The 21,934-nt window shown below is 62.5% G+C and carries 23 protein-coding genes; 12 read left to right on the forward strand and 11 right to left on the reverse strand.

The window, feature by feature from the left end; genetic code table 11:
- The first annotated feature begins 140 nt into the window (after positions 1 to 140).
- From ACR0DO_RS08510 to ACR0DO_RS08535, 6 genes are all read left to right on the forward strand, one after another.
- Complete coding sequence (locus ACR0DO_RS08510; protein ID WP_480442926.1) at positions 141 to 263, forward strand: hypothetical protein; 123 nt, start codon at positions 141 to 143, stop codon at positions 261 to 263.
- Positions 264 to 564: 301 nt separating this feature from the next.
- Positions 565 to 993 carry a hypothetical protein gene (locus tag ACR0DO_RS08515; protein WP_480557901.1) on the forward strand — a complete coding sequence of 143 codons (429 nt, stop codon included), beginning with the start codon at positions 565 to 567 and terminating at the stop codon, positions 991 to 993.
- Positions 990 to 1,655 carry a MotA/TolQ/ExbB proton channel family protein gene (locus ACR0DO_RS08520; protein WP_480557903.1) on the forward strand — a complete coding sequence of 222 codons (666 nt, stop codon included), beginning with the start codon at positions 990 to 992 and terminating at the stop codon, positions 1,653 to 1,655. The genes ACR0DO_RS08515 and ACR0DO_RS08520 overlap by 4 nt, the downstream gene beginning before the upstream one ends.
- A gap of 31 nt (positions 1,656 to 1,686) precedes the next feature.
- Entirely contained in the window at positions 1,687 to 2,013 is a 327-nt protein-coding gene (locus ACR0DO_RS08525) for a biopolymer transporter ExbD (protein WP_170672774.1), read from the forward strand.
- Positions 2,010 to 2,387, forward strand: a complete 378-nt coding sequence (locus ACR0DO_RS08530; RefSeq protein WP_170672776.1) for an ExbD/TolR family protein — start codon at positions 2,010 to 2,012, stop codon at positions 2,385 to 2,387. The genes ACR0DO_RS08525 and ACR0DO_RS08530 overlap by 4 nt, the downstream gene beginning before the upstream one ends.
- Positions 2,384 to 3,538, forward strand: coding sequence for an energy transducer TonB family protein (locus tag ACR0DO_RS08535; RefSeq protein WP_480557905.1), 1,155 nt, complete (start codon positions 2,384 to 2,386; stop codon positions 3,536 to 3,538). Before ACR0DO_RS08530 ends, ACR0DO_RS08535 begins: the two co-directional genes overlap by 4 nt.
- Positions 3,539 to 3,550: 12 nt before the next feature.
- Here ACR0DO_RS08535 and ACR0DO_RS08540 read toward each other — a convergent pair whose 3' ends face one another.
- Genes ACR0DO_RS08540 through ACR0DO_RS08560 form a run of 5 tightly spaced genes read right to left on the reverse strand, consistent with a single transcriptional unit; the run spans position 3,551 to position 7,757 of the window.
- A complete protein-coding gene (locus ACR0DO_RS08540; protein WP_480557907.1) occupies positions 3,551 to 4,093 on the reverse strand; it encodes a DUF3833 domain-containing protein in 543 nt (180 codons plus the stop codon).
- Entirely contained in the window at positions 4,090 to 4,707 is a 618-nt protein-coding gene (locus ACR0DO_RS08545) for a DUF3833 domain-containing protein (protein ID WP_480557909.1), read from the reverse strand. The genes ACR0DO_RS08540 and ACR0DO_RS08545 overlap by 4 nt, the downstream gene beginning before the upstream one ends.
- Complete coding sequence (locus ACR0DO_RS08550) at positions 4,704 to 5,927, reverse strand: MFS transporter (protein ID WP_480557911.1); 1,224 nt, start codon at positions 5,925 to 5,927, stop codon at positions 4,704 to 4,706. The genes ACR0DO_RS08545 and ACR0DO_RS08550 overlap by 4 nt, the downstream gene beginning before the upstream one ends.
- A complete protein-coding gene (locus ACR0DO_RS08555; protein WP_480557913.1) occupies positions 5,927 to 6,472 on the reverse strand; it encodes a hypothetical protein in 546 nt (181 codons plus the stop codon). Before ACR0DO_RS08555 ends, ACR0DO_RS08550 begins: the two co-directional genes overlap by 1 nt.
- Positions 6,423 to 7,757 (reverse strand): NAD(P)/FAD-dependent oxidoreductase, encoded by a 1,335-nt coding sequence (locus tag ACR0DO_RS08560; RefSeq protein ID WP_480557915.1) that lies wholly within the window; start codon positions 7,755 to 7,757, stop codon positions 6,423 to 6,425. The genes ACR0DO_RS08555 and ACR0DO_RS08560 overlap by 50 nt, the downstream gene beginning before the upstream one ends.
- 164 nt (positions 7,758 to 7,921) lie before the next feature.
- Between ACR0DO_RS08560 and ACR0DO_RS08565 the strand changes: the two genes are divergently transcribed.
- Complete coding sequence (locus tag ACR0DO_RS08565; protein ID WP_480557917.1) at positions 7,922 to 8,647, forward strand: SDR family NAD(P)-dependent oxidoreductase; 726 nt, start codon at positions 7,922 to 7,924, stop codon at positions 8,645 to 8,647.
- A gap of 17 nt (positions 8,648 to 8,664) precedes the next feature.
- Here the strand turns inward: ACR0DO_RS08565 and ACR0DO_RS08570 are convergent, their stop codons facing one another.
- Both ACR0DO_RS08570 and ACR0DO_RS08575 read right to left on the reverse strand, forming a co-directional pair.
- Positions 8,665 to 10,317, reverse strand: a complete 1,653-nt coding sequence (locus ACR0DO_RS08570) for a DUF6504 family protein (protein ID WP_480557919.1) — start codon at positions 10,315 to 10,317, stop codon at positions 8,665 to 8,667.
- 61 nt (positions 10,318 to 10,378) lie between these two features.
- Positions 10,379 to 10,669: an I78 family peptidase inhibitor gene (locus ACR0DO_RS08575; protein ID WP_480557921.1), complete on the reverse strand. Its 291-nt coding sequence runs from the start codon at positions 10,667 to 10,669 to the stop codon at positions 10,379 to 10,381.
- 130 nt (positions 10,670 to 10,799) lie between these two features.
- On the opposite strand from ACR0DO_RS08575, the gene ACR0DO_RS08580 reads away from it, so the two are divergent.
- Positions 10,800 to 11,912 carry an S-(hydroxymethyl)glutathione dehydrogenase/class III alcohol dehydrogenase gene (locus ACR0DO_RS08580; protein ID WP_480557923.1) on the forward strand — a complete coding sequence of 371 codons (1,113 nt, stop codon included), beginning with the start codon at positions 10,800 to 10,802 and terminating at the stop codon, positions 11,910 to 11,912.
- 53 nt (positions 11,913 to 11,965) lie between these two features.
- Here the strand turns inward: ACR0DO_RS08580 and ACR0DO_RS08585 are convergent, their stop codons facing one another.
- The 3 genes from ACR0DO_RS08585 to ACR0DO_RS08595 form a co-directional block, all read right to left on the reverse strand.
- A complete protein-coding gene (locus ACR0DO_RS08585) occupies positions 11,966 to 12,901 on the reverse strand; it encodes a DMT family transporter (RefSeq protein ID WP_170672794.1) in 936 nt (311 codons plus the stop codon).
- Between the two features lie 135 nt (positions 12,902 to 13,036).
- A complete protein-coding gene (locus ACR0DO_RS08590; RefSeq protein WP_170672796.1) occupies positions 13,037 to 13,450 on the reverse strand; it encodes a group III truncated hemoglobin in 414 nt (137 codons plus the stop codon).
- 49 nt (positions 13,451 to 13,499) lie between these two features.
- Positions 13,500 to 16,418, reverse strand: coding sequence for an error-prone DNA polymerase (locus ACR0DO_RS08595; RefSeq protein WP_480557925.1), 2,919 nt, complete (start codon positions 16,416 to 16,418; stop codon positions 13,500 to 13,502).
- Positions 16,419 to 16,529: 111 nt separating this feature from the next.
- On the opposite strand from ACR0DO_RS08595, the gene ACR0DO_RS08600 reads away from it, so the two are divergent.
- On the forward strand, positions 16,530 to 16,994 hold the full coding sequence (locus tag ACR0DO_RS08600; protein WP_480557927.1) for a DUF1203 domain-containing protein: 465 nt from the start codon (positions 16,530 to 16,532) through the stop codon (positions 16,992 to 16,994).
- Here ACR0DO_RS08600 and ACR0DO_RS08605 read toward each other — a convergent pair.
- Positions 16,991 to 17,983, reverse strand: a complete 993-nt coding sequence (locus ACR0DO_RS08605) for an ABC transporter ATP-binding protein (protein ID WP_480558175.1) — start codon at positions 17,981 to 17,983, stop codon at positions 16,991 to 16,993. The two genes, ACR0DO_RS08600 and ACR0DO_RS08605, sit on opposite strands and share 4 nt — an antisense overlap.
- An 87-nt stretch (positions 17,984 to 18,070) precedes the next feature.
- Here ACR0DO_RS08605 and ACR0DO_RS08610 point away from each other — a divergent pair, with 87 nt between their 5' ends.
- The 3 genes from ACR0DO_RS08610 to polA all read left to right on the forward strand — a co-directional run bounded on the left by ACR0DO_RS08610 (position 18,071) and on the right by polA (position 21,894).
- A complete protein-coding gene (locus ACR0DO_RS08610) occupies positions 18,071 to 18,244 on the forward strand; it encodes a zinc-finger domain-containing protein (protein ID WP_170444201.1) in 174 nt (57 codons plus the stop codon).
- A gap of 86 nt (positions 18,245 to 18,330) precedes the next feature.
- Positions 18,331 to 18,993: a YrbL family protein gene (locus ACR0DO_RS08615; RefSeq protein ID WP_480557929.1), complete on the forward strand. Its 663-nt coding sequence runs from the start codon at positions 18,331 to 18,333 to the stop codon at positions 18,991 to 18,993.
- A gap of 105 nt (positions 18,994 to 19,098) precedes the next feature.
- Positions 19,099 to 21,894 (forward strand): DNA polymerase I, encoded by a 2,796-nt coding sequence (gene polA / locus ACR0DO_RS08620; protein WP_480557931.1) that lies wholly within the window; start codon positions 19,099 to 19,101, stop codon positions 21,892 to 21,894.
- The last annotated feature ends 40 nt before the right edge of the window (positions 21,895 to 21,934 follow it).

Consider the following 21,934-nt stretch of genomic DNA (forward strand, 5'->3'; position numbering starts at 1 on the left):
GACTTTCCCATGACGAGTTCGAAGACGAAAAAAACAACAGTGATGGTCGCGGGAACCGGAGGGTTCATCGGGCGGGCTGCAACCCGTCCAATACCAGTTTTGTTCAGGGGCTGGGGCACCGGGATTTCTCGGATCCGCTGATGCTGGACCCGAACCAGGATCCTCCGATTCCGGGGCAGATCAGCTTTGGTGTGGCGGGCGGCAAGCTGCATCAGTGGGAACAGCGCAAGACCGCCGACGCGATATTCCCGGCCGAGCAATAGGACTGGCCCATCTATGCGCAGATTTTCGAAAGCCGAAGCATCGCGATCTGCGCCGAACACGGGATCAAATCCAACGCTCTGGAATGGCTGGTGGCCTGCGCGATGGTCAATCAGACCAGCCCCGAGCCCTTGCAATAGCACGCATCTGCACCGGTCTTCACGAAACGGCAGGGTTGAACGGGCCGTAAATCGCCCTTTATCACAAAGGTGTCGGCAACCCTTTCGCGCCCCAACGGTCTTGGATATGACGGGTGGAACGCCGCCAAAGACCTGCCTGCGTTGAACAATCGGGAGCGCATCCATGAAGTTTCGCCGTCCGGCCCTTGCCGCCATCCTTTGTGCGCTGCCTTTTGTGGCTCTGGCTGAAACCCCGCAAGACGCGCCGGGCCTTATGGTCGAGCTGAATGCGGTGGAAGAGGTCGAAGGCGCCTGCCGCCTGACCTTTCTGGTCGAAAATCAAACCACAACGTCGATCGACAGCGCCAGCTATCAGGTGGTGATTTTCGATGCCGAGGGTGTGTTCGAACGGATCACCCTGTTCGGATTTCGGGATCTGCCAGCAGAACGCCCGCGGGTCAGGCAATTTGATATACGGGGCATCACCTGCGAAAACCTCGGGCGTGTTCTGATCAATGGCGTCAGCAGCTGCACCGTCGGGGGCGCCGACAGCGGCATCTGCGACCGGACACCAACCTTGCACAGCCGAACAGAAGTGGAGCTTTTGGGATGAGTTTTCTTGACGCCCTGCGTGAAATCCTGGCCCTCGGCGGGCCGGTGGTTGCCATCCTGATCGCCATGTCCGTGGTGACGCTGGCGGTGACGCTTTACAAGCTCTGGCAATTCGCGGCCTCGGGCGTCGGGCGGCACCGGGTGCTGTCGCAGGCGTTGGAGGCCTGGGATGCCGGTGACAAGCAGACCGCCCGCGCGCGTCTGTCCAAAAGCCACAGTTACCTTGCGCCGCTGGTCGGGGTGGCAATGGATGCGCCGGATGCGCCCGGTTTGGATCAGCGATTGGATGCCGAGGCAGGGCTGGCGCTGGCCGGTCTGGAACGCGGTTTCCGCCTGCTGGACACAGTGGCACAACTCGCCCCCTTGCTGGGTCTGTTCGGTACTGTTCTGGGCATGATCGAGGCGTTCCGCAGCCTGCAATCCGCCGGATCCTCGGTTGATCCGTCGCTGCTGGCGGGCGGTATCTGGGTGGCGCTGGTGACCACGGCTGTGGGTCTGGCAGTGGCGATGCCGACCTCGATGGTGTTGTCGTGGTTCGAAAGCCGCACCGCGCGCGAACGGGTATTTGCCGACAAGGCCCTGCGCACGGTGCTGGTGCCGGGGCAGGCTGTTCCGTTGGCGGAGGACGCGCAACCCATGGCGGCCACGCCCGGACATGCGTAACCCTGCACCCTTCGTCAGGCGGCCCATGGCGATGACACCGCTCATCGACGTGATCTTTCTGCTGTTGCTGTTCTTCATGCTGACCTCGACCTTTTCGAAATATGGTGAGATCGAGCTGAGCAACGCCACGACCGGAGGTGCATCGACGGACGCACCGCAGGACCGCGCCTTTGTCCAGTTGAGCGAAGACCGGCTGGTGCTGAACGGTGCGCCTGTCACGCTGGATGAATTGACGGCGCAGGTGACCACAGGGCAGGTTCTGGTCAGCCTCGATGCCGACACGACGGCGCAGCGGCTGGTGGACCTGCTTGTCCTGCTGCGCGGGCGTGAGGGCCTGAGCGTGCTGGTGCTGGAATGATCCGCCGCAGCCGCCCCCGCCGCAAACGCGACTCGACCATAGCGTTGATTAATGTCGTGTTTCTGATGCTGATCTTCTTTCTGATCGCGGGCACCGTGGCCACGCCGTTGGACCCCGATCTGGATCTGGTCGACACCTCGGAACTGGACGGGCAAGAGCCGCCGGATGCGCTGGTGCTGCACCGGGACGGCACGCTCAGCTTTCGCGGTGCGCCGATGGACCCGGACACCTATATGGCCGGGCGCGACCCCGGGCCGGTGCGGATCGTGCCGGATCGCGAGGCCTCGGGCGCGCGGCTGATCGAGGTCACTGGCGAATTGCGCCGCCTGGGGGCGGATTCCGTCTTTGTCGTGACCGAGAAGGCGCTGGAATGATCCGGGGTTCGATTGTCGTCGCGGTCCTTGCAGCGCTGTTGTCGCTGCTGCTGCACCTGATGGGGTTGGGCCTGACCGCACCCAGGTTGATACAGCAGCCGGATGACGCAGGCCGAGGGGACTCGGTTGAGCTGAGCAACAGTTTCGAGGATCTTGTGGACACAGTCGCCGAACCGGTGGAACCCGAACCGCCCGAGGCGCCGGAACCGCCGGTGGAAGAGGCCCCGGAACCTGCGCCCGAACCGGCCGAGATTCCGACCAGCGAGGTGCATGTGGCCTCGGACGATCCGCAGAAAACCTTTTCTCCCGATACCGGCACGTCCGAAATCCTGCAACCGGTCGCGCCCGATCCGGTCGAGGCCCCCGAAACGCAGGACACCACCGATGGCGACAAATCCGCCAGCGATGAGGTGGATGAGACCCCACCTGCCGAAGTGGCAGAGGTTGCCGAAACGCCAGAAGGCAGCCCCGAAGCCACGGAACCGGCCGAAGAAACCCCGACCGCGCCCGAGCCCACCGAGGCCGAGCAGATTGCCGCCCTGCCGGAGCCAACGGAAAACTCGGTGCCATCGGTTGCTCCGGTCGTGCCTGCTGAAAGTGACACGGTCGAGGCCGATATCCCCGCCGCCCCGGCCGAACCGGTGCCCGATGCCGAGGAAAACAGCGAGGAGCCGGAGCAGGCCCTGACCTCCTCGATCCGGCCACGTCTGCCGGACCGGACTACGCAGCCTGAACCGCAAGGCACGTTGCGCGGAGCACGGGATTTCAGTGATCTGAAATACCCGGCCCAAGAGGTCGAGTCGCCCCTGACCACCTATCAACGCCAAGGCAGGGATTTGTTCACCTCGGGCAACAGCGGCACGCGTTCGGGCGGGCGGGGTCCCGGAAACTCTGACAGAACCAATTATGCCGGGAAGGTTCTGGTGCATCTGAACCGCACCCGAGTCGTTTACACGGCGGCGCGGGGTTTTGCGGTGGTGTTTTTCGTGATCAACGCGGACGGAACCCTGGCCTATGTCGAGGTCGTGGACACCAATGGCTCACCGGATCTTGAACGGGCGGCCAAGGCGCAGGTCCAAGCAGCCTCTCCCTTCCCGAAACCACCGGGCGGGGTCAGCCGGTCGCTGTCTTTTGTCTATTCCAGCAACTGAAGCGACGGCGACTTACAGTTTTTCGAAATACAAGATGACCTCGCCCAGCCGTATGCCATAGCGCGAGACATAGGCCCGGTTCAGCAGGCGGTCGTCGCTCAGCAACCACATCCAATCATCGAAATTTACCCGCATGGTACCGTCTTTCACAGGCAGGTCGATCTTGTATGTCCAGTTGAACGTATCCCCGCGCTCGATCCCGCTGGCGGTGCCCAACACACCCGGCGCGGTGCCGGTCCAGCTATCCTCGCCGGTTTTGGTCAGGCTCCAGATGCGCTGTTCGGTGGCGCCGTCGTCATAGACGAAATCCTCGACCAAGGTCAGGGTTTCGCCATCCCAAGTGCCATCGATCTCGACCGTAAAGCGGCGGGGTACATTGCCCAGCACATCCTGAAACTGACCATAGGCGACGGTTTTGCCCTCAAAGAACTCCTCAAGGTTCAGTTGCCGGTCGGACAGGAAGGTCTTGGGGATGCGCGGCTTGGCCGAACAGGCTGCCAGCGCGGCAAGCCCCAGAACGGCGAGGGCCGCGATCAGAAACCGGCGGGTGATCATTGCAATGTCCTCGTCTCCGCCGTGGCGTCATAGCCGTTCGAGCCGCTGACATGCACGGGCTTGGCCTCGGGCGCCGGGCGCATCGTGGCGACCAGCTCGGCGACCTTGAGGCCGAATTTGCGCATCTCGGATCGGTTCATGATCACGCCGTTTTCTGTCAGGTACATCCAGTCGGTGACGTCCAGAGTGTGCCCGCCCGCGTCCTTGGGCAGGGTGATGCGATAGGTCAGTTTCACCGTCGACCCCGAAATGATGCCTTTGCCCTCGCCCACGATATCCTCCGCCGTGGCCGTGAAGGTGTTGCCGGTGCCCAGTGTCAGGTACCATTTGCGGGTCATCTGCTTGCCATTGGAATAAGTGAAATACTCGGCCAATGTGCCGGTATTGTCGTCCCATTCACCGACCATGCGGGCAACAAAGCTGTTCGACATCTTGCCATTGGGTCCGTAAATCAGCCCTTCGGACAGGATCTCTCCGTTCAGGTTTTCCTTCATGTTGAAGGCAGGCCCGGTGCCCGCGTAATCCGTTGGTGCCTGCGAGCGGAAGCTCAGGAACCGGCGCTGGGCGATGATCAGGACAAGGATGGCGGTCAGAAGGATGGTTATGACAGTCATTTGGCTGAGACCTCGGTAGGCAGCGTCAGGACCAGCCCGAACGCGCCGAGTTTCAGGATGCAGGGCAGCACGGCATAGGCGAGGTTGAGTGTCCGCAACGCCTCGGCCGAGTTTGTCTGCCCCGGAGTGAACCCGCTGCGTTCCAGCAGCGGCAGAGTGAAAAAGGCGGCCAGCGCAAGGCCCAGCTTGCCTGCAAAGGACCAGATGCCAAAAGCGGCCGAGGCGTTCAGCCCCGCGCGCGTCAGCACCACCGAGAACATCGCGGGCAACACCACCATATCCGCCCCCAGCGCCGCGCCGGAGGTCAGGCAGATCACCGCAAATCCGGTCAGATTGCCAGCCGACAATGTGGCCGCCCCGATAAAGCCAGCAATCGACAGCGGCATGGCGATCATCAGGGTCTGTTTCGGGCCAATCCGGTTGCTGAGCTTGGCCCAGAGCGGCACGCTTGCCCCGGCGCTGAGAAAGAACAGGATCAGCAGTGGCCCGGCTTTTCCGGGCAATTGCAGCCGGTCCTCGACAAAGAACAGAAACAGGGTTGAGGTGATCGCCACAGGCAGGCTGTTGACCAGCGCCAGAAACAACAGGCGCAGCGCCCCGGCCTGACCCAGCCCGGCGAAAGACAACCCTTGCCCGGTGATCGGGGTCCGACGCCAGATCGGAATGGTCAGGATCAGGGTGAAGATCGACAGAAGCCCCAGAAACAACCCAAAGGCCGGATAACCCTGCGCACTGGCCCCGAAGGCCACGAACAGGGCGGGTGCACTGGCGGCAAGGATAACCCCGGTCAACTGCCCGCCCTCGCGCCACGCGGCCAGCGTCATCAGTTCCTTGGCGTCTGCCTGCTTTGCCAGCGTCGCGCTGCGACCATAAAGCAGGATGGTCCCTAGGCTGTAGGCCGAGAACAAAACCACCAAAACAGAGACTAATGCGGCAATACTTGCCCCTTCTGACAGGCCGAACAACGCGGGAAACCCGATGGCCAGCCCGATCGCTGCGGCTGCGGCGAACATAAGTTGCGCCCGTGGCCAGCGGTCGATGGCCCAGCCAATCAGCGGGTCCTGCACCAGATCGACGATCCGGATCATCAGCAGAACCGTCCCGATCATCCCCAGCCCGATGCCCAGATTGACGGCGGCAAAGCGCGGCAAGTGGATATACAGCGGGATACCCGCCGCAGCCAGCATCAGCGCGTAGAGACTGACCCGCGGATACAGCATCACTGCCCGCGCAATCTCTGGGTGAAGGCGGCAGAGCGGGTGTTTTCACCCAGAAAAACCGACATGAAGCTGCGTTTGATGCCGGGATAAGACATCGTGCAGGTCTTGCGCCCGTTCAGCCAGAAGGACACCTTGTCCGGCCCCTCGGACACCGCCAGATACCGATCCCCCTTTTTGACCGCCTTGAAACAGGTCTGAAGCTGATCACGTACGGGCGCGGCGCGGCCAATGCGCTGCATTTCATCAAGGGTCGAATTCACCAATGCCTTTTGGCTCACGTTGCGGCGATATTGCAGTTGCAGCCCGAAATCCTCGCTCCAACTGAACGCCGCACCACCCGGAGTGAACAACTGCGCGTCATAGACAGGAAGTCCGAGATAGCGAAACGTCGCGGTGCCGCGCAGCTGAGCGCCGTCCAGCGCGTTCAGGCCCGAAGACGCCACCAGCCCGTCCGGGGCCAGCAGCGCAAGCGACAGAAGTGCCGCCCGAACGGGATTAGATGTCGGCCGAGGCCGGGATGACCGGATCTTGTGCAAGAATGTCATTGTCAGCTCCGAGTGTCTGCGGGGTGCCGCTCAGGCGCTCGACAACATGCATCGCGCTGGCAATCCCGTCTTCGTGAAACCCATGCCGATTATACGCACCGGCAAACCATGTTCGGTTCTGTCCCTGCATCTCGCGGATTTGCCCCTGGGCCTTCAGGGCTGCCTTGTCGAACACCGGATGGGCAAATTCGACCTGATCATAGATCTTGTCCGCGGGGATTTCTGACGACGCGTTCAGCGTCACAAATAACGGATCGCTGTCCGGGATATTCTGCAGCCGGTTCATCCAATAGGTGACCCCGACATTCCCGGCTTGCGAGCGATAGGTCCAGCTGGACCAGCAGGCGCGCCTGCGTGGCATCTGGCCTGGATCGCAGTGCAGGATGGCAGTGTTGGGTTGATAGCGAATAGACCCTAACGCGGCTTTTTCGGCCTGTGTCGCGGCCTCACCCAGAATGGCGAGCGATTGATCGGAATGGGTGGCGAGGATGATCTCGTCATACAGGTCGGCCTGCCCCTGGCTGTGAACGGTCACGCCGGTTTCATCCCGCTGAATGCGGTCGACGGGCGATGCCAGACGGATTTCGCTACTGCGCGTGCGCAAGGCGGCGTCGATGCGGCGGACATATTCGATGCTGCCACCTTTGACCGTGTACCACTGATGCTGATTGGCGCGACCGCTGGCCAGCAGGGCGTGGTTCTTGAAAAACTGCACCAGCGAGCGCGCCGGGAACTGATCCACGAACTCAACCGGGGTCGACCAGATCGCGCCGCACATCGGCATCAGGTAGTTGTGGCGGAACCAGTGACCCAGGCGCAGCTGGTCGACCAGTTCTCCGATCGTGGTGTCGTCATCCCGCGCGGCCTCGGGGGCCTCTTTGCCAAAGCGCAGGATGTCGGCGATCATCTTGTAATAGGCCGGGCGCGCGAGGTTGCGTTTCTGCGCCGTCAGAGTGCGCAGGTTGTTCAGGCCGTATTCGATACGGCCATCGTCAATGGTGGCGCCAAAGCTCATCTCGGACTTGATGACAGGTACGTTCAACTCATCAAACAGTCGCGTCAGATAAGGGTAGGTGCCATAGTTGAAGACGATGAAGCCGGTATCGACAGGCTGATCCCCGGTCTTGCCCGCCATCACAGTGCGTGCGTGGCCACCCAGTCGGGGTTCGGCCTCATACACGGTGACATCGTTTTTGTCAGAGAGATAGTAGGCAGCCGACAGGCCAGAGATACCTGCCCCTACGACTGCGATTTTCTTGCGTACGCCCCGGGTTTCGTCGAACATGCCATCCTCTTTGTGCGACATTTTACAATAGGATACGCAGGATGGGCCGGGGTGGATCAATCTGGTTAGAAGTTTTTCTCAAAGGCACTATGTCGTGAAGTCTGGTGAAGTGATCCAGCCCTTTGCCCCGCCCGTAACAGATCAAACGCAACTGGAATGGGCGCATGAGCAGTTTTGACGGAAAAACCTATTGGATCATCGGTGCCAGCGAAGGGCTGGGCCGGGCGTTGGCCGAGGCGCTGAGCCGTCAGGGCGTGCATCTGATCCTGTCCGCTCGAAATGCCGATCGTCTGGCCGAGATCTGCGCCGCGCTGCCCAATGCGCAGCCGGTGCCCTGTGACGTGACCGATCTGGAGTCGGTGCGCCGCGCCGCAGTTGAGGCCGGAGAGGTGGATGGGCTGGTCTACAATGCCGGGGCTTATGAGCCGATGCGCTCGGGTGATTGGGAAACCGATGCCGTCCTGGCGATGACCGATGTGAATTACACCGGCGCGTTGCGGGTCCTGGGCGAGACGGTGCCGCGGTTTGTGCGTGCGGGCCGGGGGGATATCACGCTGATCGGCTCGCTGTCCGGCTATCGTGGCCTGCCGGCTGCGGTGGGATATGCGGCCAGCAAGGCGGCGCTGATTTCTCTGGCCGAGACCATGCGGTTCGATCTGGCGGGCACGGGGGTGACGGTGCGGATCGTCAATCCGGGCTTCATCAAGACCCGCCTGACCGAGAAGAACACGTTCAAGATGCCGATGCTGATGACGCCCGAAGACGCGGCAGAGCGGGTGGTCAAGGCGATGTCACGCCGCCGCTTTCGCACCGATTTCCCGGCGCCGTTTTCGTGGTTTGTCCGGTTGATTGACTACCTGCCAGATTGGCTGATCTATCGTGGAAAATAGACCCTAATCAGGTCATTTCAACCAAATTGCCCCTGACAGAACCAGCCCGCCGACAGGGTGCCTCCGTGGCCGTAGAACAGCCACAGCCGTTCGCCCTGTTCGGTCACCACCACCCAATAATCACGCACGCCGCTGCGCCAGTTGGGATCGTCCAGCCACCATTCCGGCGCGATCCGTTCGGGGCCGGTGGCCTGTGCCAGTTGCCAGTCGCGGCCACGCCAGCGAAAGGCGGTTGGAACATCGGGAGTTTCCGGGGCCATCACCGGCTCGGGCTGCCACATCTGCAGGGGGCGCGGACGCGGCGGGGCGGGCCAGTCGCGCGCCGGTTCCGACCATGCCGCCGCCAGAACCTGCGCCGTTTTCTCAGGGATATGCGAGGCTGCGGGGTGCAGCCTTGTGATCGCATCCAGCCCCACCCGCGCGCCCAGCTTGGCCGTAAGGTCTTCGACGGCGGTGTTGCCCGCTAACCGGTCCTGCACGGCGCGGCGGGCCTCGGCGTGACCTGCCACCGTGCGGGCGTGGATGGGTTCGGTCTGGATCGCCTCCAGCCGCAGCATGTCGATGCCATAACCCGCATCGATCTGGTCGATTTTCATCTCTAACAAAGGGCGAATGCGGTATTTGTCATGGGTCGGGCGGGCCAGGCCGACCTCGATGATCTCGGCGGCCTGATCGGCGCGATGCGCCTCCAGCCGCAGGGTGCGGACGCCGCGGCCTTTGTCTTCCAGTTTGGTGCAGAGCGTCGGCAACACCCGGTCGATGGCGGCCATCACGTCCTCGGTCAACCCGATCGGGTTGGGCAGGGTCATCCGCACCGCGAAATGATGCAGCGGGCGCGCGGGCGAGACCGGCTCGGGCGCGCTGCCCATCGCCTGATCCAGCCGCAGCACCAGCCCGCGACCGAACCGCCGCGCCAGAGACGCACGCGGCTGCCCCAGCAGATCGCCGATCCGGCGCAGGCCCAGACGGTTCAGCTGCGCGACCACCTGATCCTCGAGCCGCAGCGCCGCGATGGGCAGCGGGCTGAGCGCGCCATAGGATTGCCCCGGCGCCGCAATGCGTGCGCCGCCGCCCAACGCCACCACCTGCGGCGCGGCGCCGCCCCTGGTCCAGTGCCGCCGCTTGGTAGCCCGGGCGCGGGTGGCGCGGGCCTCCTGGCTGATGGCGTCGCCATTGCGGTCGGATATGGCCTCTTGCCCCGCGTACCGCGCCAGCGCCCAGGCCGCGCCCAGCGTGTCGGCAATGCCCATCTGAATGCTCAGCCCCATATCGGCGCAGTCGGTTTCAAGCACGCGCATCAGTGCCTCTTCGCCGCCGAACAGATGGGCGCAGCCCGACAGGTCGACAATCAGCCCGTCCGGCGCCTCTTCGGCCACCCATGGGCTGAACTTGCCCGCCCAGCGACGTAGCGCGGTCAGAAACGCGGCCTCGGCCGGGGCGTTGCGGGGGCGCGTCACCAGCGCCGCACACATGGCATGAGCATCGCGCACCGGCTGACCGACGCGCAGATCGGCGGCCTGAGCCTCAGCATTCAGCGAGGTGATGACCTGCATGTTCGATTGTTCGGCCACCACGGCCAAAGGCCCATCCTGCAGGCCCCGCGCGGCGCGGACCAGCCGTTCGGCCCCCAGACGGGGGAACCACAGTGAGAGTATTCGGCGTTTGGGCATCGGCAGACATCAAAATGTTCCCGCTTTGTTCTTACCGTAGAATCACCTGCAGAGTCCACGCTTACCCGCAGGTCAGGCGCTGAACGATCCCGGCCTCGTCAACAAACACGTTCAACCGGTCGATGCGGTAATCCTGCGTGGCCAACCCGTCCGGCCCCAGCACCCGCGCACGTTCGGGCAGCGAAGCCTGAATGGTCGAGACCGGCTGACCGATGGAACTGGCAAAGGCCTCGCCCTCGCAAAAGGCCAGATCGACCGGAGCGGCCTCGGGTGCAAGGCGGGCGTCTTCGGGTGCGGGCGGTGTCTCGGCACAGGCGGCCAGCAGGATCAGGATCGGGATAAAACGGTGCATTGGCGTTCCTCTTTCCGGCAATGTCGTTTCTGCAATATCAAGTCATTAGCCAATCTGTCACGAAACGGCAGTTGAAAACACCCTGCAATTGACGCAGGGTCGGGGCAAATTTGACTGGGAGACAAGCACCATGCGTACCCGTGCCGCCGTCGCCGTTCAGGCGGGCAAACCTTTGGAAGTGATGGATGTGAACCTCGAAGGCCCCAAGGCGGGCGAGGTTCTGGTTGAAATCAAGGCCACCGGCATCTGCCACACCGATGAATTCACCCTGTCGGGTGCCGACCCCGAGGGCCTGTTCCCGGCCATTCTGGGCCACGAAGGCGCCGGTGTCGTGGTCGAGGTCGGCCCGGGCGTGACCAGCCTGAAGCCGGGCGATCACGTGATCCCGCTCTACACGCCCGAATGCCGGGAATGCGAATATTGTCTGCATCCCAAGACCAACCTCTGTCAGGCGATCCGCTCCACCCAAGGCCAAGGGCTGATGCCCGACGGCACCTCGCGCTTTTCGACGCTGGATGGTGACCCGATCCTGCACTACATGGGCTGTTCGACCTTCTCGAACCACACGGTTCTGCCCGAGATTGCGCTGGCCAAGGTGCGTGAGGACGCGCCCTTCGACAAGATCTGCTATATCGGTTGCGGTGTGACCACCGGCATTGGAGCCGTCATCAACACCGCCAAGGTGGAAATCGGCAGCCGCGCCATCGTGTTCGGCCTAGGCGGTATCGGTCTGAACGTGATCCAGGGCCTGCGGCTGGCCGGGGCCGACCAGATTGTCGGTGTCGACCTGAACCCCGCCAAGGTCGAGATGGCCACCAAATTCGGCATGACAGATTTCGTCAACCCGGCCGAGGTTGAGGGCGATCTGGTCCCCTATCTGGTCGATCTGACCAAGGGCGGCGGTGATTATACCTTTGACGCCACCGGAAATGTCGGCGTGATGCGCGTCGCGCTGGAATCGGCGCATAAGGGCTGGGGTGAATCGATCATCATCGGCGTGGCGCCTGCGGGCGCCGAAATTTCGACCCGCCCGTTCCAGCTGGTCACGGGCCGGTCATGGCGCGGTACGGCCTTTGGCGGCGCGCGGGGCCGGACCGATGTGCCGAAAATTGTCGACTGGTACATGGAAGGCAAGATCGAGATCGACCCGATGATCACCCACACCATGGGTCTGGACGATATCAACCACGGCTTCGACCTGATGCATAAGGGCGAAAGCATCCGCTCGGTTGTGGTTTACTGAGGCTCTAAATCAGCTGAAATTGCTTATTCGGCGCGCTGATTGGCGCGCCGTTTTCATTTGCCCGGCCGCGACGCTCCGGTATCTGAGCGCGGCGACCGGACCCGCAGAACCGGTGTATTGACCGAGGCGTTCGAGCGGCTCTCGCGCCAGACCACGAACACACCCGATGCGATGATGATGCCAGCCCCGACTGCGACCCAAGCGTCGGGGCGCTCGTCAAAGAAGATCATGCCGAACAGCGTGGCCCAGATGATCTGGCTGTACTGGCTGGGGGCCACAACCCCTGCAGCGGCTGCGCGGTAGGCCAGAATGATCAGATGCTGCGCGATCACCGAGAACACACCCACCAGTGCCATCATCGCCAGATGCAGCAGTGAAGGGGGCAGATATACGGCGGGCTGCGCAAGGCTCATCACCACAATGGCCAGCAGCATCGGATAGAGGATCAGCACCGCCGAGCGTTCCTCATTGCCGATCTTGCGCACCAAAACAGAGCCTAATGCGCTGCAAAACGCCGCTGTCAGCGCGGCGAGGTGGCCCAGTGTGATCTCGGTCGCGCCGGGGCGCAGGACGATCAGCACCCCGATCAGGCCGACCCCCACGGCGGCCCAGCGTTGGGCGCGGACGATCTCCCCCAATATGGGAATCGACAGCACTGTGACGATCAGCGGGAAGGAGAACAGCAGCGAATAGACCTCGGCCAGCGGCAGCACAGAAAACGCATAGAAGGCGCAGACCATGGACGTGACCACGAGGGCCGAGCGCAGCAGCACCAGCCACGGGTGGCGCGGCAGGAAGTTCCCGGTCGTGCGGTCGGCCAGTATCGTGACAGCCATCGGCACAAAGGAAAACAACGTGGCGAAAAAGATGATCTGCATCACCGAATAGGTGCCGCCCAATACCTTGATCAGCGCGTCATGGCTGGCAAAGACCGCAAAGCCCGCAAACGCATAGCCAAGACCCCTAAGGGTGGTGTTCTGAGTGCTCATGGATCGGCCTCGGGTGATGTGTCGGTGTAGGTGCGCAGCGCGAGAGGGGCTGTCTTGCCCTGAAGTAAACCGAATTTGGCAGGGCGCATAGCCCCTATTTTATCGCTAACATCGCATGGCTGCCATGATCCAAGATCATCGCAAGACCGGCGGGGCGTCCTTGGGTTGGCGCGCCGATTGTACACCGGCCTTCATCCCCACCCCGATCCGCCGGGCCAGAGCGACCCACGGGGTGGCTGTTTCCGGGGGCAGGGTCTGGGTGGCGACCTCTTCGAACAGGTCCAGCCAATGGGCGAACATTTCGGGTTTCACGTCGGGCCGTTCGGCATGGACCCGCTGCGGGTTGCCGTCATAGCTGCGTTCAAACAGGATCGCATTGCGCCAGAAGGCGGCGATCTTGTCCTCATGCGCGGGCCAGTTGGTGACATGGGTGTTGAAGACCGGGCCCAGCACCGCGTCCTCGCGCACGCGGGCATAAAAGGCGCGGACCTGCGCGTTGATCTGGTCCGGCGTGGCCGGAAAGCGCGGCGGCAGGGTTGGTCTGGTCATGAAGGTCCCGAAATTCGACTCTGTTCCTGGGCAATACCCCGTCCAGCTTTTACCCAACAGGGGTGGTTTTGTCGCGCGGCTCTGGCGTCAGCAGGTGCCGTATCAAGGCCACCGGATGCGCCTTGAGGCTGAGGCGAGTGGCGACATAATCCTCGACCACCTGCTCGCCCAAGGTCATTTGCGGCAGCCAGGCCTCGGGCTCGTCCAGCGCCTCGCCCTCCAGATCCTGCGAGAACAGCGGCAGAGGTTTCGCGGTGGCAATCGCCTTGGCCTGCCACAAGGCCTCGCGCCGGGTCAGGTCGCAGGCGGCAAAAGCGTCGGCCTCGGCCAGCCGCTCGATCACCGCAGGCCCAAGCCCCGCGCGCCGCCAGACGTCATCGACTTGGGTGTAGCCGTTGCCGCGCGCTGCCGTTAACCAGCCGGCATCCTCTTCGCTGAGGCCTTTGATCTGGCGGAAGCCCAGCCGCAGGGCCAGCCCGCCGCAGCCGTCGGGCTCCATCACATTGTCCCAGAAACTGGCGTTGATACAGACCGGGCGCACCTGCACCCCATGTTCGCGCGCGTCCCGCACGATCTGGGCGGGCGCATAGAATCCCATAGGCTGCGAGTTCAGCAGGGCGCAGGCGAAAATGCCCGGGTGGTGGCATTTGATCCAGGCCGAGGCATAGACCAGCAGCGCAAAGCTGGCCGCGTGGCTTTCGGGGAAGCCGTACGATCCGAAGCCTTCGATCTGCGAGAAACAGCGTTCGGCGAAGTCGTCCTCATACCCGTTGCGTTTCATGCCGCGCAGGAACAACGCGCGGAATTCGCTGACATTGCCGTGTTTCTTGAAGGTCGCCAGCGATCGCCGCAGCCGGTCGGCCTGTTCAGGGGTGAAACCTGCGCCGATGATGGCGATCTGCATGGCCTGTTCCTGAAACAGCGGCACCCCCATTGTCTTTCCCAGAACCTCTCCTAAGGCGTCCGAAGGAAAGTCGACATCTTCCTCACCATTTCGTCGCCGGATGTAAGGATGCACCATGTCGCCCTGAATGGGGCCGGGGCGAATGATGGCGACCTCGATGACAAGGTCATAGAATTCGCGCGGCTTCATCCGGGGTAGAAAGTTCATCTGTGCCCGGCTTTCCACCTGAAACACGCCAATCGTGTCCGCTTTGCAGAGCATGTCATAAACCACCGGGTCCTCGGGTGGCAGGGTGGCCAGCGTATAGCCGGTGTGGTGATGGCGTTGGATCAGGTCGAACGCCTTGCGGATGCAGGTCAGCATCCCAAGGCTGAGCACATCGACCTTGAGGATGCCCAGACTGTCGATATCGTCCTTGTCCCAGCAGATGACCGTGCGATCCTCCATCGCGGCGTTTTCGATGGGGACAAGCTCGTCCAGGCGCCCCTCGGTGATGATGAAACCGCCGACATGCTGTGAGAGATGACGGGGGAAGCCGTCGATCTCATAGACCAGCATTAGAGTCTGTTTCAGGCGACGGTCCTCGGGGTCGAGGCCAATCTCGCGCATCCGCTGCGCCTCCAGCCCATTGGCTGAGAAGAATCCCCAAAGCTGGGAGCTGAGGCCCGCAATGGTGTCTTCAGTCAGGCCCATCGCCCTGCCCACTTCGCGGATCGCACGTTTGCCGCGATAATGAATCACGGTGGCGCAGAGACCGGCGCATTCGCGTTTGTAGTGGTCATAGATCCATTGGATGACTTCCTCGCGGCGTTCGTGTTCGAAATCGACGTCGATATCAGGGGGCTCGTCCCGCGCCTCGGACACGAAGCGTTCGAAGACCATCGTGCCTTTTTCGGGGCTGACCTCGGTGATGCCGAGGCAGTAGCAAACCACGGAATTGGCAGCCGAGCCGCGCCCCTGACATAGAATATCACGGGACCGGGCGAATTTGACGATGTCGCGGACAGTCAGGAAGTAGGGTTCATATTTCAGCTTGCCGATCAGATTGAGTTCATGCGCCAGCATTTTCTTCACCTTGTCTGACGCCCCTTCGGGATAGCGCCAGTTCAACCCCTCATGCGCCAGTCGGTGCAGGCGTTCGGCCGGGGTTTCCTGTTCGCTGCCTTCATTGGGGTATTCATAGCGCAGTTCGTCCAATGAGAATGTGAGGTCCTCGCTGAGCGTATGCGCGCGGGTGACCGCCCCTTCATGGCCTTTGAAAAGGCGCAGCATCTCGGGTTCCGAGCGCAGGCGCTGTTCGCCATTGGCCAGCGCGTCTCGGCCCAGATCGTCGACTTTGCGGCGCAGGCGGATGGCGGTCAGGACGTCGGCCAGTTTGCGGCGGGCCCCGTGATGCATCATCGGTGCGGCGCTGGCGAGGGTGGGGATGCCGAGTTGCTGTGATTCAGTCTCTAATAAAGAGAAGTAAGCACTGCCTGCACCGTCATACCGAGGGTGCATCAACAGATGCATCCGCCCGGCAAAGCGGCGCGTCAGCTGTTGCGCCTGTGACCGCCACACGCTCGCGCCGCCCTTCGACGGGGTCGCCTGTGGCCAGAGCAGCAGGTGGAGGCCGTCAGAAAACTCCAGCAGGTCCGACAGATGCAGAATGCAGTCGCCTTTCGCGGCACGCAGGCGGCCTTTGGAGAGGATGCGGCACAGGTTGGCCCAGCCCTGCCGGTTCAGCGGCAGGGCGGTGACGGTGGGCGCATCGGTGAAGATCAGCCGTGCCGCCGGGATCAGGCGGGGCACGGCGCGGATGGGGTATGACGGCGGTTTCGGGATGTGATCGGGGCAGGGCGGGCCTATGGGGGTGTTCTGCGCCTCCCACGCCTGCCGTTCGCGGACCTTGCGGGCGATCTCGCGCCCTTGGGTATGGGCGCGCACGATTCCGGCGACCGAGTTGTCATCGGCGATGGCGATGGCGGGCAGGCCCAGGGTGACGGCACGTTTCATGTATTCCTCGGGGTGCGAGGCCCCGGTGAGGAAGGTGAAGTTCGACGTGATCGACAGCTCGGCATACATGGCGATTCCATATTATATTCACGTTTTGTTCTTTTTCCGAGTCCTTTGCGCAGGAAACGGGTCGCTTGGGTTTTTCCAGATGCGCATGGTTGGCAAAAAAGGAGACCCGACATGTTCAAGATCACCGCATTGCCAACCGACGAGGTGCGCGCCTTTCAGGTCGGTCAGCCGGATGCCTATGGTGCCGCGCCAGAGCGTGCCGTTTCCACGGGGACAGGCAATCCCTGCCGTCATTGTTTGAGGAATATTCCCGAGGGCGAAGAGATGCTGATTTTGGCGCATCGCCCCTTTTTAGAGACACATCCCTACGCTGAAACCGGCCCGATATTCCTGTGCGCTGCGCCGTGTGAGCGGTATGACGGCGCTGAGCTGCCCGAGATTCTGACCACGTCACCGGATTATCTGATCAAGGGGTATGGGCAGGATGACCGGATCGTCTATGGCACCGGGGCAATCACGCCAACGGACCAGATCGGTGCAAAGGTCAGGGATATCTTCACCCGCTCGGACGTGGCCTATATCCACGTCCGCTCGGCCCGAAACAACTGTTATCAGGCGCGGATCGACCGGGTCTAGAGCTTGACCCGGTGCAACCCCCGGCGCGGCTGGTTCTGATCATCCACCGGGGCGTCCGCGGCACGGGGCGAGGTCAGCGCGAGAAATACATCCTCAAGGTCGGCTTCCTCGGTCCGAACGTCGCGGATGCGGATGTTGGCGGCGCGGACGGATTCCAGCACCTGCTCGGCGCTGGTCTGGGCGCTGCGGTATTGTAGCACCAGGCTGCCATCATCGCGTAGCGTGGCTTCGACGCCTTCAGTTGCAGGCAGATCGGTGACTGGACTGTCCGGGGCGATCACCATGGTGCGGCTGTCCATGCGGCCCAGCAGGTTGGCGGTGCTGTCCTGCGCAATCTTTTCGCCGTGGTTGATGATGGCGATCTCGTCGCACATCTCCTGCGCTTCTTCCAGATAATGGGTGGTCAGGATGATGGTCATCCCCTGTTCGTTCAGCTTGCGCACATTGGTCCAAAGCATCTGGCGCAGCTCGATATCCACGCCCGCGGTGGGTTCGTCCAAAACCAGGATCTTGGGGTGATGCACCAGCGCCTTGGCCAGCAGTAACCGCCGCCGCATCCCGCCCGAGAGCGTACGGGCATAGGCCTCGGCCTTGTCGCTGAGGCCAACTAGTTCGAGAATCTCATCGCTGCGTCGCTGCGCCCTGGGCACGCCATAAAGCCCGGCCTGAACCTCCAGCGCGCCGCGCGGGGTGAAGAACGGATCCAGGTTCAGCTCTTGCGGCATCACACCGATCGCGGCGCGGGACGAGCGCGGGTTCTGGTCCTGATCGAAGCCCCAGATCGACACCTTGCCCGCAGATTTCACCACCAGCCCGGCCAGAATGTTGATCAGGGTCGATTTCCCGGCCCCGTTCGGCCCCAGCAGTCCAAAGACCGAACCGCGCGGAACTGTCAGGTCAATGCCTTTCAGCGCTTGTTTCTCGGGCTGACCCTTGCCGCCCCGATAGGTCTTGCGCAGCCCGTCGATCCTGATTGCCGCATCGCTCATGTGGCTCTTGCCCCCGGTTTGCTCATCGCTCATAAACGCACCTATTACATGCCCGCGAGGCCGACAACCGAAGAAGGATCGCAAGCCGTGACAATCGAAGCGCCGGAAACCAAGACCGTCGAAACCGCCCGTGTCGCCTGTGATGGCGGCGAAGGCGCATTGGGCCATCCGCGCGTCTGGCTGCAGATCCCCGAGGATACCGGCTGGGTCGAGTGCCCCTATTGCGACTGCAAATATGTGCTGGCTGGGGCCGAGGCCTAAGTCTGATAGAGTGACATGTTCCCGGCTGGCGTGTGATCCGTCAAAGCCCGCGGGGTGTCGATGACCTGATACAGCGCGGAGGCTGGATGTTTTTTTCACTACAGCTTTTGCGGTTATCCGATCAGGACCTGCTGGCAAAAGGCGGCCACAGAAACGTGTATGCCTGTCCGGGCCAGCCAGAGCTTCTGATCAAGGTGACACGGCCACGCACACGCCCGAATCGTTCCTTCTCCAAGCGGTTGATACGGCGGATCCTACCGGATTCGGCCTTTCGCAATGCGTTGAAAGAGCTTGAGTGCGAGATGAAGGCGGCGCTGAAAAGCGGCGGTGATATTGCGCAGCTGCCGTTGGCGCGGTCCTTTGGCGTGGTGCAGACGGATGTCGGGCCGGGGGTTGTGGTTGAACGGATACAATCCGATGACGGCCAACTTGCGCATCACCTGTTATGGATGAGCAAACAGCACCTGCTGAACGACGAGACGCTGGCCGACCTCAACAGTTTTGTGCGAAAGCTGTTCGAGCTTCAGATCGTCGGCCGGGACATTCACGAACAGAACATTGTCTACGGTGTTCGCGGCCAGGCCCGGATGTTCCTCCTGATCGACGGGTACGGAGAGCGCAACCTCATCCCGCTGCGGTCGCTGAATCGCCGGCTGAACGACCGCTCGCTGAACAAGCAGATGCAACTGATCGCCGGACGGACCGGGCTGCACTGGGACAAGGTGCGGCGCGCGTTCAGCATCGCCTGACGGAACGCAGAAACCGCCCGCCGCAATGATGGCGAGGCGCGTTCTTGGCTGGCCACCCGTCCGGCCCTGTGGCAGAACCATTCCTGACCGACAGGGAGAGCGCGCATGAGCAATTTCGGAAAAGGGTGTCACCTGCATCTGATCGACGGATCGGCCTTTATTTTCAGGGCTTATCACGCGCTGCCACCGCTGACGCGGAAATCCGACGGGTTGCCGATTGGCGCTGTGTCGGGGTTCTGCAACATGCTGCAGAAATATGTCGAGGATAACGCGGGCCCCGATGCGCCGACCCATGTGGCGGTGATCTTTGACAAGGGATCGCACACGTTCCGCAACGACCTCTATGACCTGTATAAAGCCAACCGCGAGGCGATGCCCGAGGACCTGCGCCCGCAGATGCCTCTGACCCGCGAGGCAACGCGTGCTTTCAACATCGCCTGCAAAGAGCTGGAGGGGTACGAGGCCGACGACATCATCGCCACTCTGGCTGTGCAGGCGCGCGAGGCGGGGGGGCGAGTGACCATTGTCAGTTCCGACAAGGACCTGATGCAACTGGTCGGCGGCGGCGTGGAAATGCTGGATGCGATGAAGAACAAGCGTATCGATCGGGATGGCGTGTTCGAAAAATTCGGTGTCGGCCCGGAACGGGTGGTCGATGTGCAGGCTCTGGCCGGGGATAGCGTGGATAACGTGCCGGGCGCTCCGGGGATTGGGGTCAAGACGGCGGCTCTGCTGATCAACGAATATGGCGATCTGGAAACGCTTCTGGACCGCGCGGACGAGATCAAGCAGCCCAAGCGCCGCCAGACCCTGATCGAAAAGCGCGATCAGATCGAGCTGTCGAAGAAACTGGTGCAGTTGGACGAACAGACGCCGCTGGATTTCACGCTGGACGATCTTGAGGTGAAAGACCCCGATGCCGAAACCCTGCTGGGTTTTCTGGCCGAGATGGAGTTCCGCACCCTCACCAAACGCATCGCCGACAAGCTGGGGGCCGAGGCTCCGGTGATCGCCGACGCCCCCGCGCCGGTGGATGAGCCGCAAGCCGAGGACATTCCGTTTGACGCCGGGAAATACGACTGTGTGCGCGACGCCGGTGCCCTGCAAAAGTGGATCGACCGGGCCTATGAGCGCGGCTGGATCGCCGTCGATACCGAGACCACCGGCCTGAACGAAATGATCGCCGATCTGGTGGGCATTTCGCTGTGCGTTGAGGCCGGTGAGGCCTGCTATATCCCTCTGACCCACCGCGAGGGCGCGAGCGATGATCTGTTCGGCTCGGACGCGCTGGCCGAGGGACAGATGCCGGTGGAACAGGCTCTAACACTGCTAAAACCGATGTTCGAAGACCCGTCGATCCTGAAGATCGGGCAGAACATGAAATACGACGCCAAGATTTTCGCGCGCTATGGCGTCGACGTGGCCCCCATCGATGACACGATGCTGATGTCCTACGCGATGCATGGCGGAGAGCATGGGCATGGGATGGATACGCTCTCGGAACGCTATCTGAGCCACACGCCGATCCCGATCAAACCGCTGCTGGGGTCGGGCAAATCGGCGATCACCTTTGACAAGGTGCCGATTGACGAGGCCACCGCCTATGCCGCCGAGGATGCGGACATCACCCTGCGCCTGTGGAAGCTGTTCAAACCGCAGCTGCATCAGGTGCAGGTGACGACCGTTTACGAGACGTTGGAACGTCCGCTGGTTCCGGTTCTGGCCGAGATGGAGATGCATGGCATCAAGGTCGACCGCGATGTGCTGAGCCGTATGTCCAACGCTTTCGCGCAAAAAATGGCCGGATTAGAGGCTGAAATCCACGAACTGGCCGGTGAGAATTTCAACGTCGGCTCCCCCGCGCAGCTGGGGGAAATCCTGTTCGACAAGATGGGGCTTGAGGGCGGCAAGAAGGGCAAGACCGGGAAATACTCGACCGGGGCCGATATTCTTGAGGACTTGGCGACCGAGCATGAACTGCCGCGCCGGGTGCTGGACTGGCGGCAGCTGTCCAAGCTGAAATCGACCTACACGGATGCGCTGCAGACGCATATCAACCCCGACACGGGCCGGGTGCATACCTCTTATTCGATCACTGGGGCGAACACGGGGCGTCTGGCCTCGACCGATCCGAACCTGCAGAACATCCCGGTGCGGACCGAGGAGGGTCGCCGTATTCGTGAGGCCTTCATCGCCGAGCCGGGCAATGTGCTGGTCAGCCTCGACTACAGCCAGATCGAACTGCGGATTTTGGCGCATATCGCGGATATTCCGACTCTGAAACAGGCGTTTGCGGATGGGCTGGACATTCACGCCATGACCGCCTCCGAGATGTTCGACGTGCCGCTGGATGAGATGACGCCCGAAATCAGGCGGCAGGCGAAGGCGATCAACTTTGGTGTGATCTATGGCATCTCGGGCTTTGGCCTGGCGCGCAACCTACGCATTCCGCGGGCCGAGGCGCAGGGGTTCATCGACCGCTATTTCGAACGCTTCCCCGGCATCCGGCGCTATATGGATGACACGGTCGCCTTTGCCAAAGAGCATGGCTACGTGCAGACCCTGTTCGGCCGCAAAATCCACACGCCCGAGATCAATGCCAAGGGGCCGCATGCGGGCTTTTCGCGCCGGGCGGCGATCAACGCTCCTATTCAGGGCACGGCGGCGGATGTGATCCGGCGGGCGATGGTGCGGATGCCCGATGCGATCAACGGGCTGCCCGCCAAGATGCTTTTGCAGGTACATGACGAATTGCTGTTCGAAGTGGCCGAAGACGCGGTGGATCAGGTGATCGGCGTGGCGCGCGATGTCATGGAGGGCGCGGCGGACCCAGCGGTGAAGCTGGACATCAAGCTGGTCGCGGATGCAGGCCAGGGTGCGAACTGGGCCGAGGCGCACTAGGGGGGCGCCGCTCATCAGGCCCGGCGGGCCCTCTTCGCAG

The sequence above is a fragment of the Ruegeria sp. AM9 genome (assembly GCF_056540565.1).

Excerpts from the sequence above, each read along its gene's own strand:
- ACR0DO_RS08555 (WP_480557913.1), bottom strand. The coding sequence starts at position 6,472 with ATGACATTCTTGCACAAGATCCGGTCATCCCGGCCTCGGCCGACATCT.
- ACR0DO_RS08575 (WP_480557921.1), bottom strand. The coding sequence starts at position 10,669 with ATGCACCGTTTTATCCCGATCCTGATCCTGCTGGCCGCCTGTGCCGAG.
- ACR0DO_RS08515 (WP_480557901.1), top strand. The coding sequence starts at position 565 with ATGAAGTTTCGCCGTCCGGCCCTTGCCGCCATCCTTTGTGCGCTGCCT.
- ACR0DO_RS08605 (WP_480558175.1), bottom strand. The coding sequence starts at position 17,983 with ATGAGCGATGCGGCAATCAGGATCGACGGGCTGCGCAAGACCTATCGG.
- ACR0DO_RS08535 (WP_480557905.1), top strand. The coding sequence starts at position 2,384 with ATGATCCGGGGTTCGATTGTCGTCGCGGTCCTTGCAGCGCTGTTGTCG.
- ACR0DO_RS08540 (WP_480557907.1), bottom strand. The coding sequence starts at position 4,093 with ATGATCACCCGCCGGTTTCTGATCGCGGCCCTCGCCGTTCTGGGGCTT.
- ACR0DO_RS08570 (WP_480557919.1), bottom strand. The coding sequence starts at position 10,317 with ATGCCCAAACGCCGAATACTCTCACTGTGGTTCCCCCGTCTGGGGGCC.
- ACR0DO_RS08595 (WP_480557925.1), bottom strand. The coding sequence starts at position 16,418 with ATGTATGCCGAGCTGTCGATCACGTCGAACTTCACCTTCCTCACCGGG.
- polA (WP_480557931.1), top strand. The coding sequence starts at position 19,099 with ATGAGCAATTTCGGAAAAGGGTGTCACCTGCATCTGATCGACGGATCG.
- ACR0DO_RS08545 (WP_480557909.1), bottom strand. The coding sequence starts at position 4,707 with ATGACTGTCATAACCATCCTTCTGACCGCCATCCTTGTCCTGATCATC.
- ACR0DO_RS08580 (WP_480557923.1), top strand. The coding sequence starts at position 10,800 with ATGCGTACCCGTGCCGCCGTCGCCGTTCAGGCGGGCAAACCTTTGGAA.
- ACR0DO_RS08530 (WP_170672776.1), top strand. The coding sequence starts at position 2,010 with ATGATCCGCCGCAGCCGCCCCCGCCGCAAACGCGACTCGACCATAGCG.
- ACR0DO_RS08550 (WP_480557911.1), bottom strand. The coding sequence starts at position 5,927 with ATGCTGTATCCGCGGGTCAGTCTCTACGCGCTGATGCTGGCTGCGGCG.
- ACR0DO_RS08560 (WP_480557915.1), bottom strand. The coding sequence starts at position 7,757 with ATGTTCGACGAAACCCGGGGCGTACGCAAGAAAATCGCAGTCGTAGGG.
- ACR0DO_RS08565 (WP_480557917.1), top strand. The coding sequence starts at position 7,922 with ATGAGCAGTTTTGACGGAAAAACCTATTGGATCATCGGTGCCAGCGAA.
- ACR0DO_RS08520 (WP_480557903.1), top strand. The coding sequence starts at position 990 with ATGAGTTTTCTTGACGCCCTGCGTGAAATCCTGGCCCTCGGCGGGCCG.
- ACR0DO_RS08585 (WP_170672794.1), bottom strand. The coding sequence starts at position 12,901 with ATGAGCACTCAGAACACCACCCTTAGGGGTCTTGGCTATGCGTTTGCG.
- ACR0DO_RS08615 (WP_480557929.1), top strand. The coding sequence starts at position 18,331 with ATGTTTTTTTCACTACAGCTTTTGCGGTTATCCGATCAGGACCTGCTG.
- ACR0DO_RS08510 (WP_480442926.1), top strand. The coding sequence starts at position 141 with ATGCTGGACCCGAACCAGGATCCTCCGATTCCGGGGCAGATCAGCTTT.
- ACR0DO_RS08525 (WP_170672774.1), top strand. The coding sequence starts at position 1,687 with ATGACACCGCTCATCGACGTGATCTTTCTGCTGTTGCTGTTCTTCATG.
- ACR0DO_RS08600 (WP_480557927.1), top strand. The coding sequence starts at position 16,530 with ATGTTCAAGATCACCGCATTGCCAACCGACGAGGTGCGCGCCTTTCAG.
- ACR0DO_RS08590 (WP_170672796.1), bottom strand. The coding sequence starts at position 13,450 with ATGACCAGACCAACCCTGCCGCCGCGCTTTCCGGCCACGCCGGACCAG.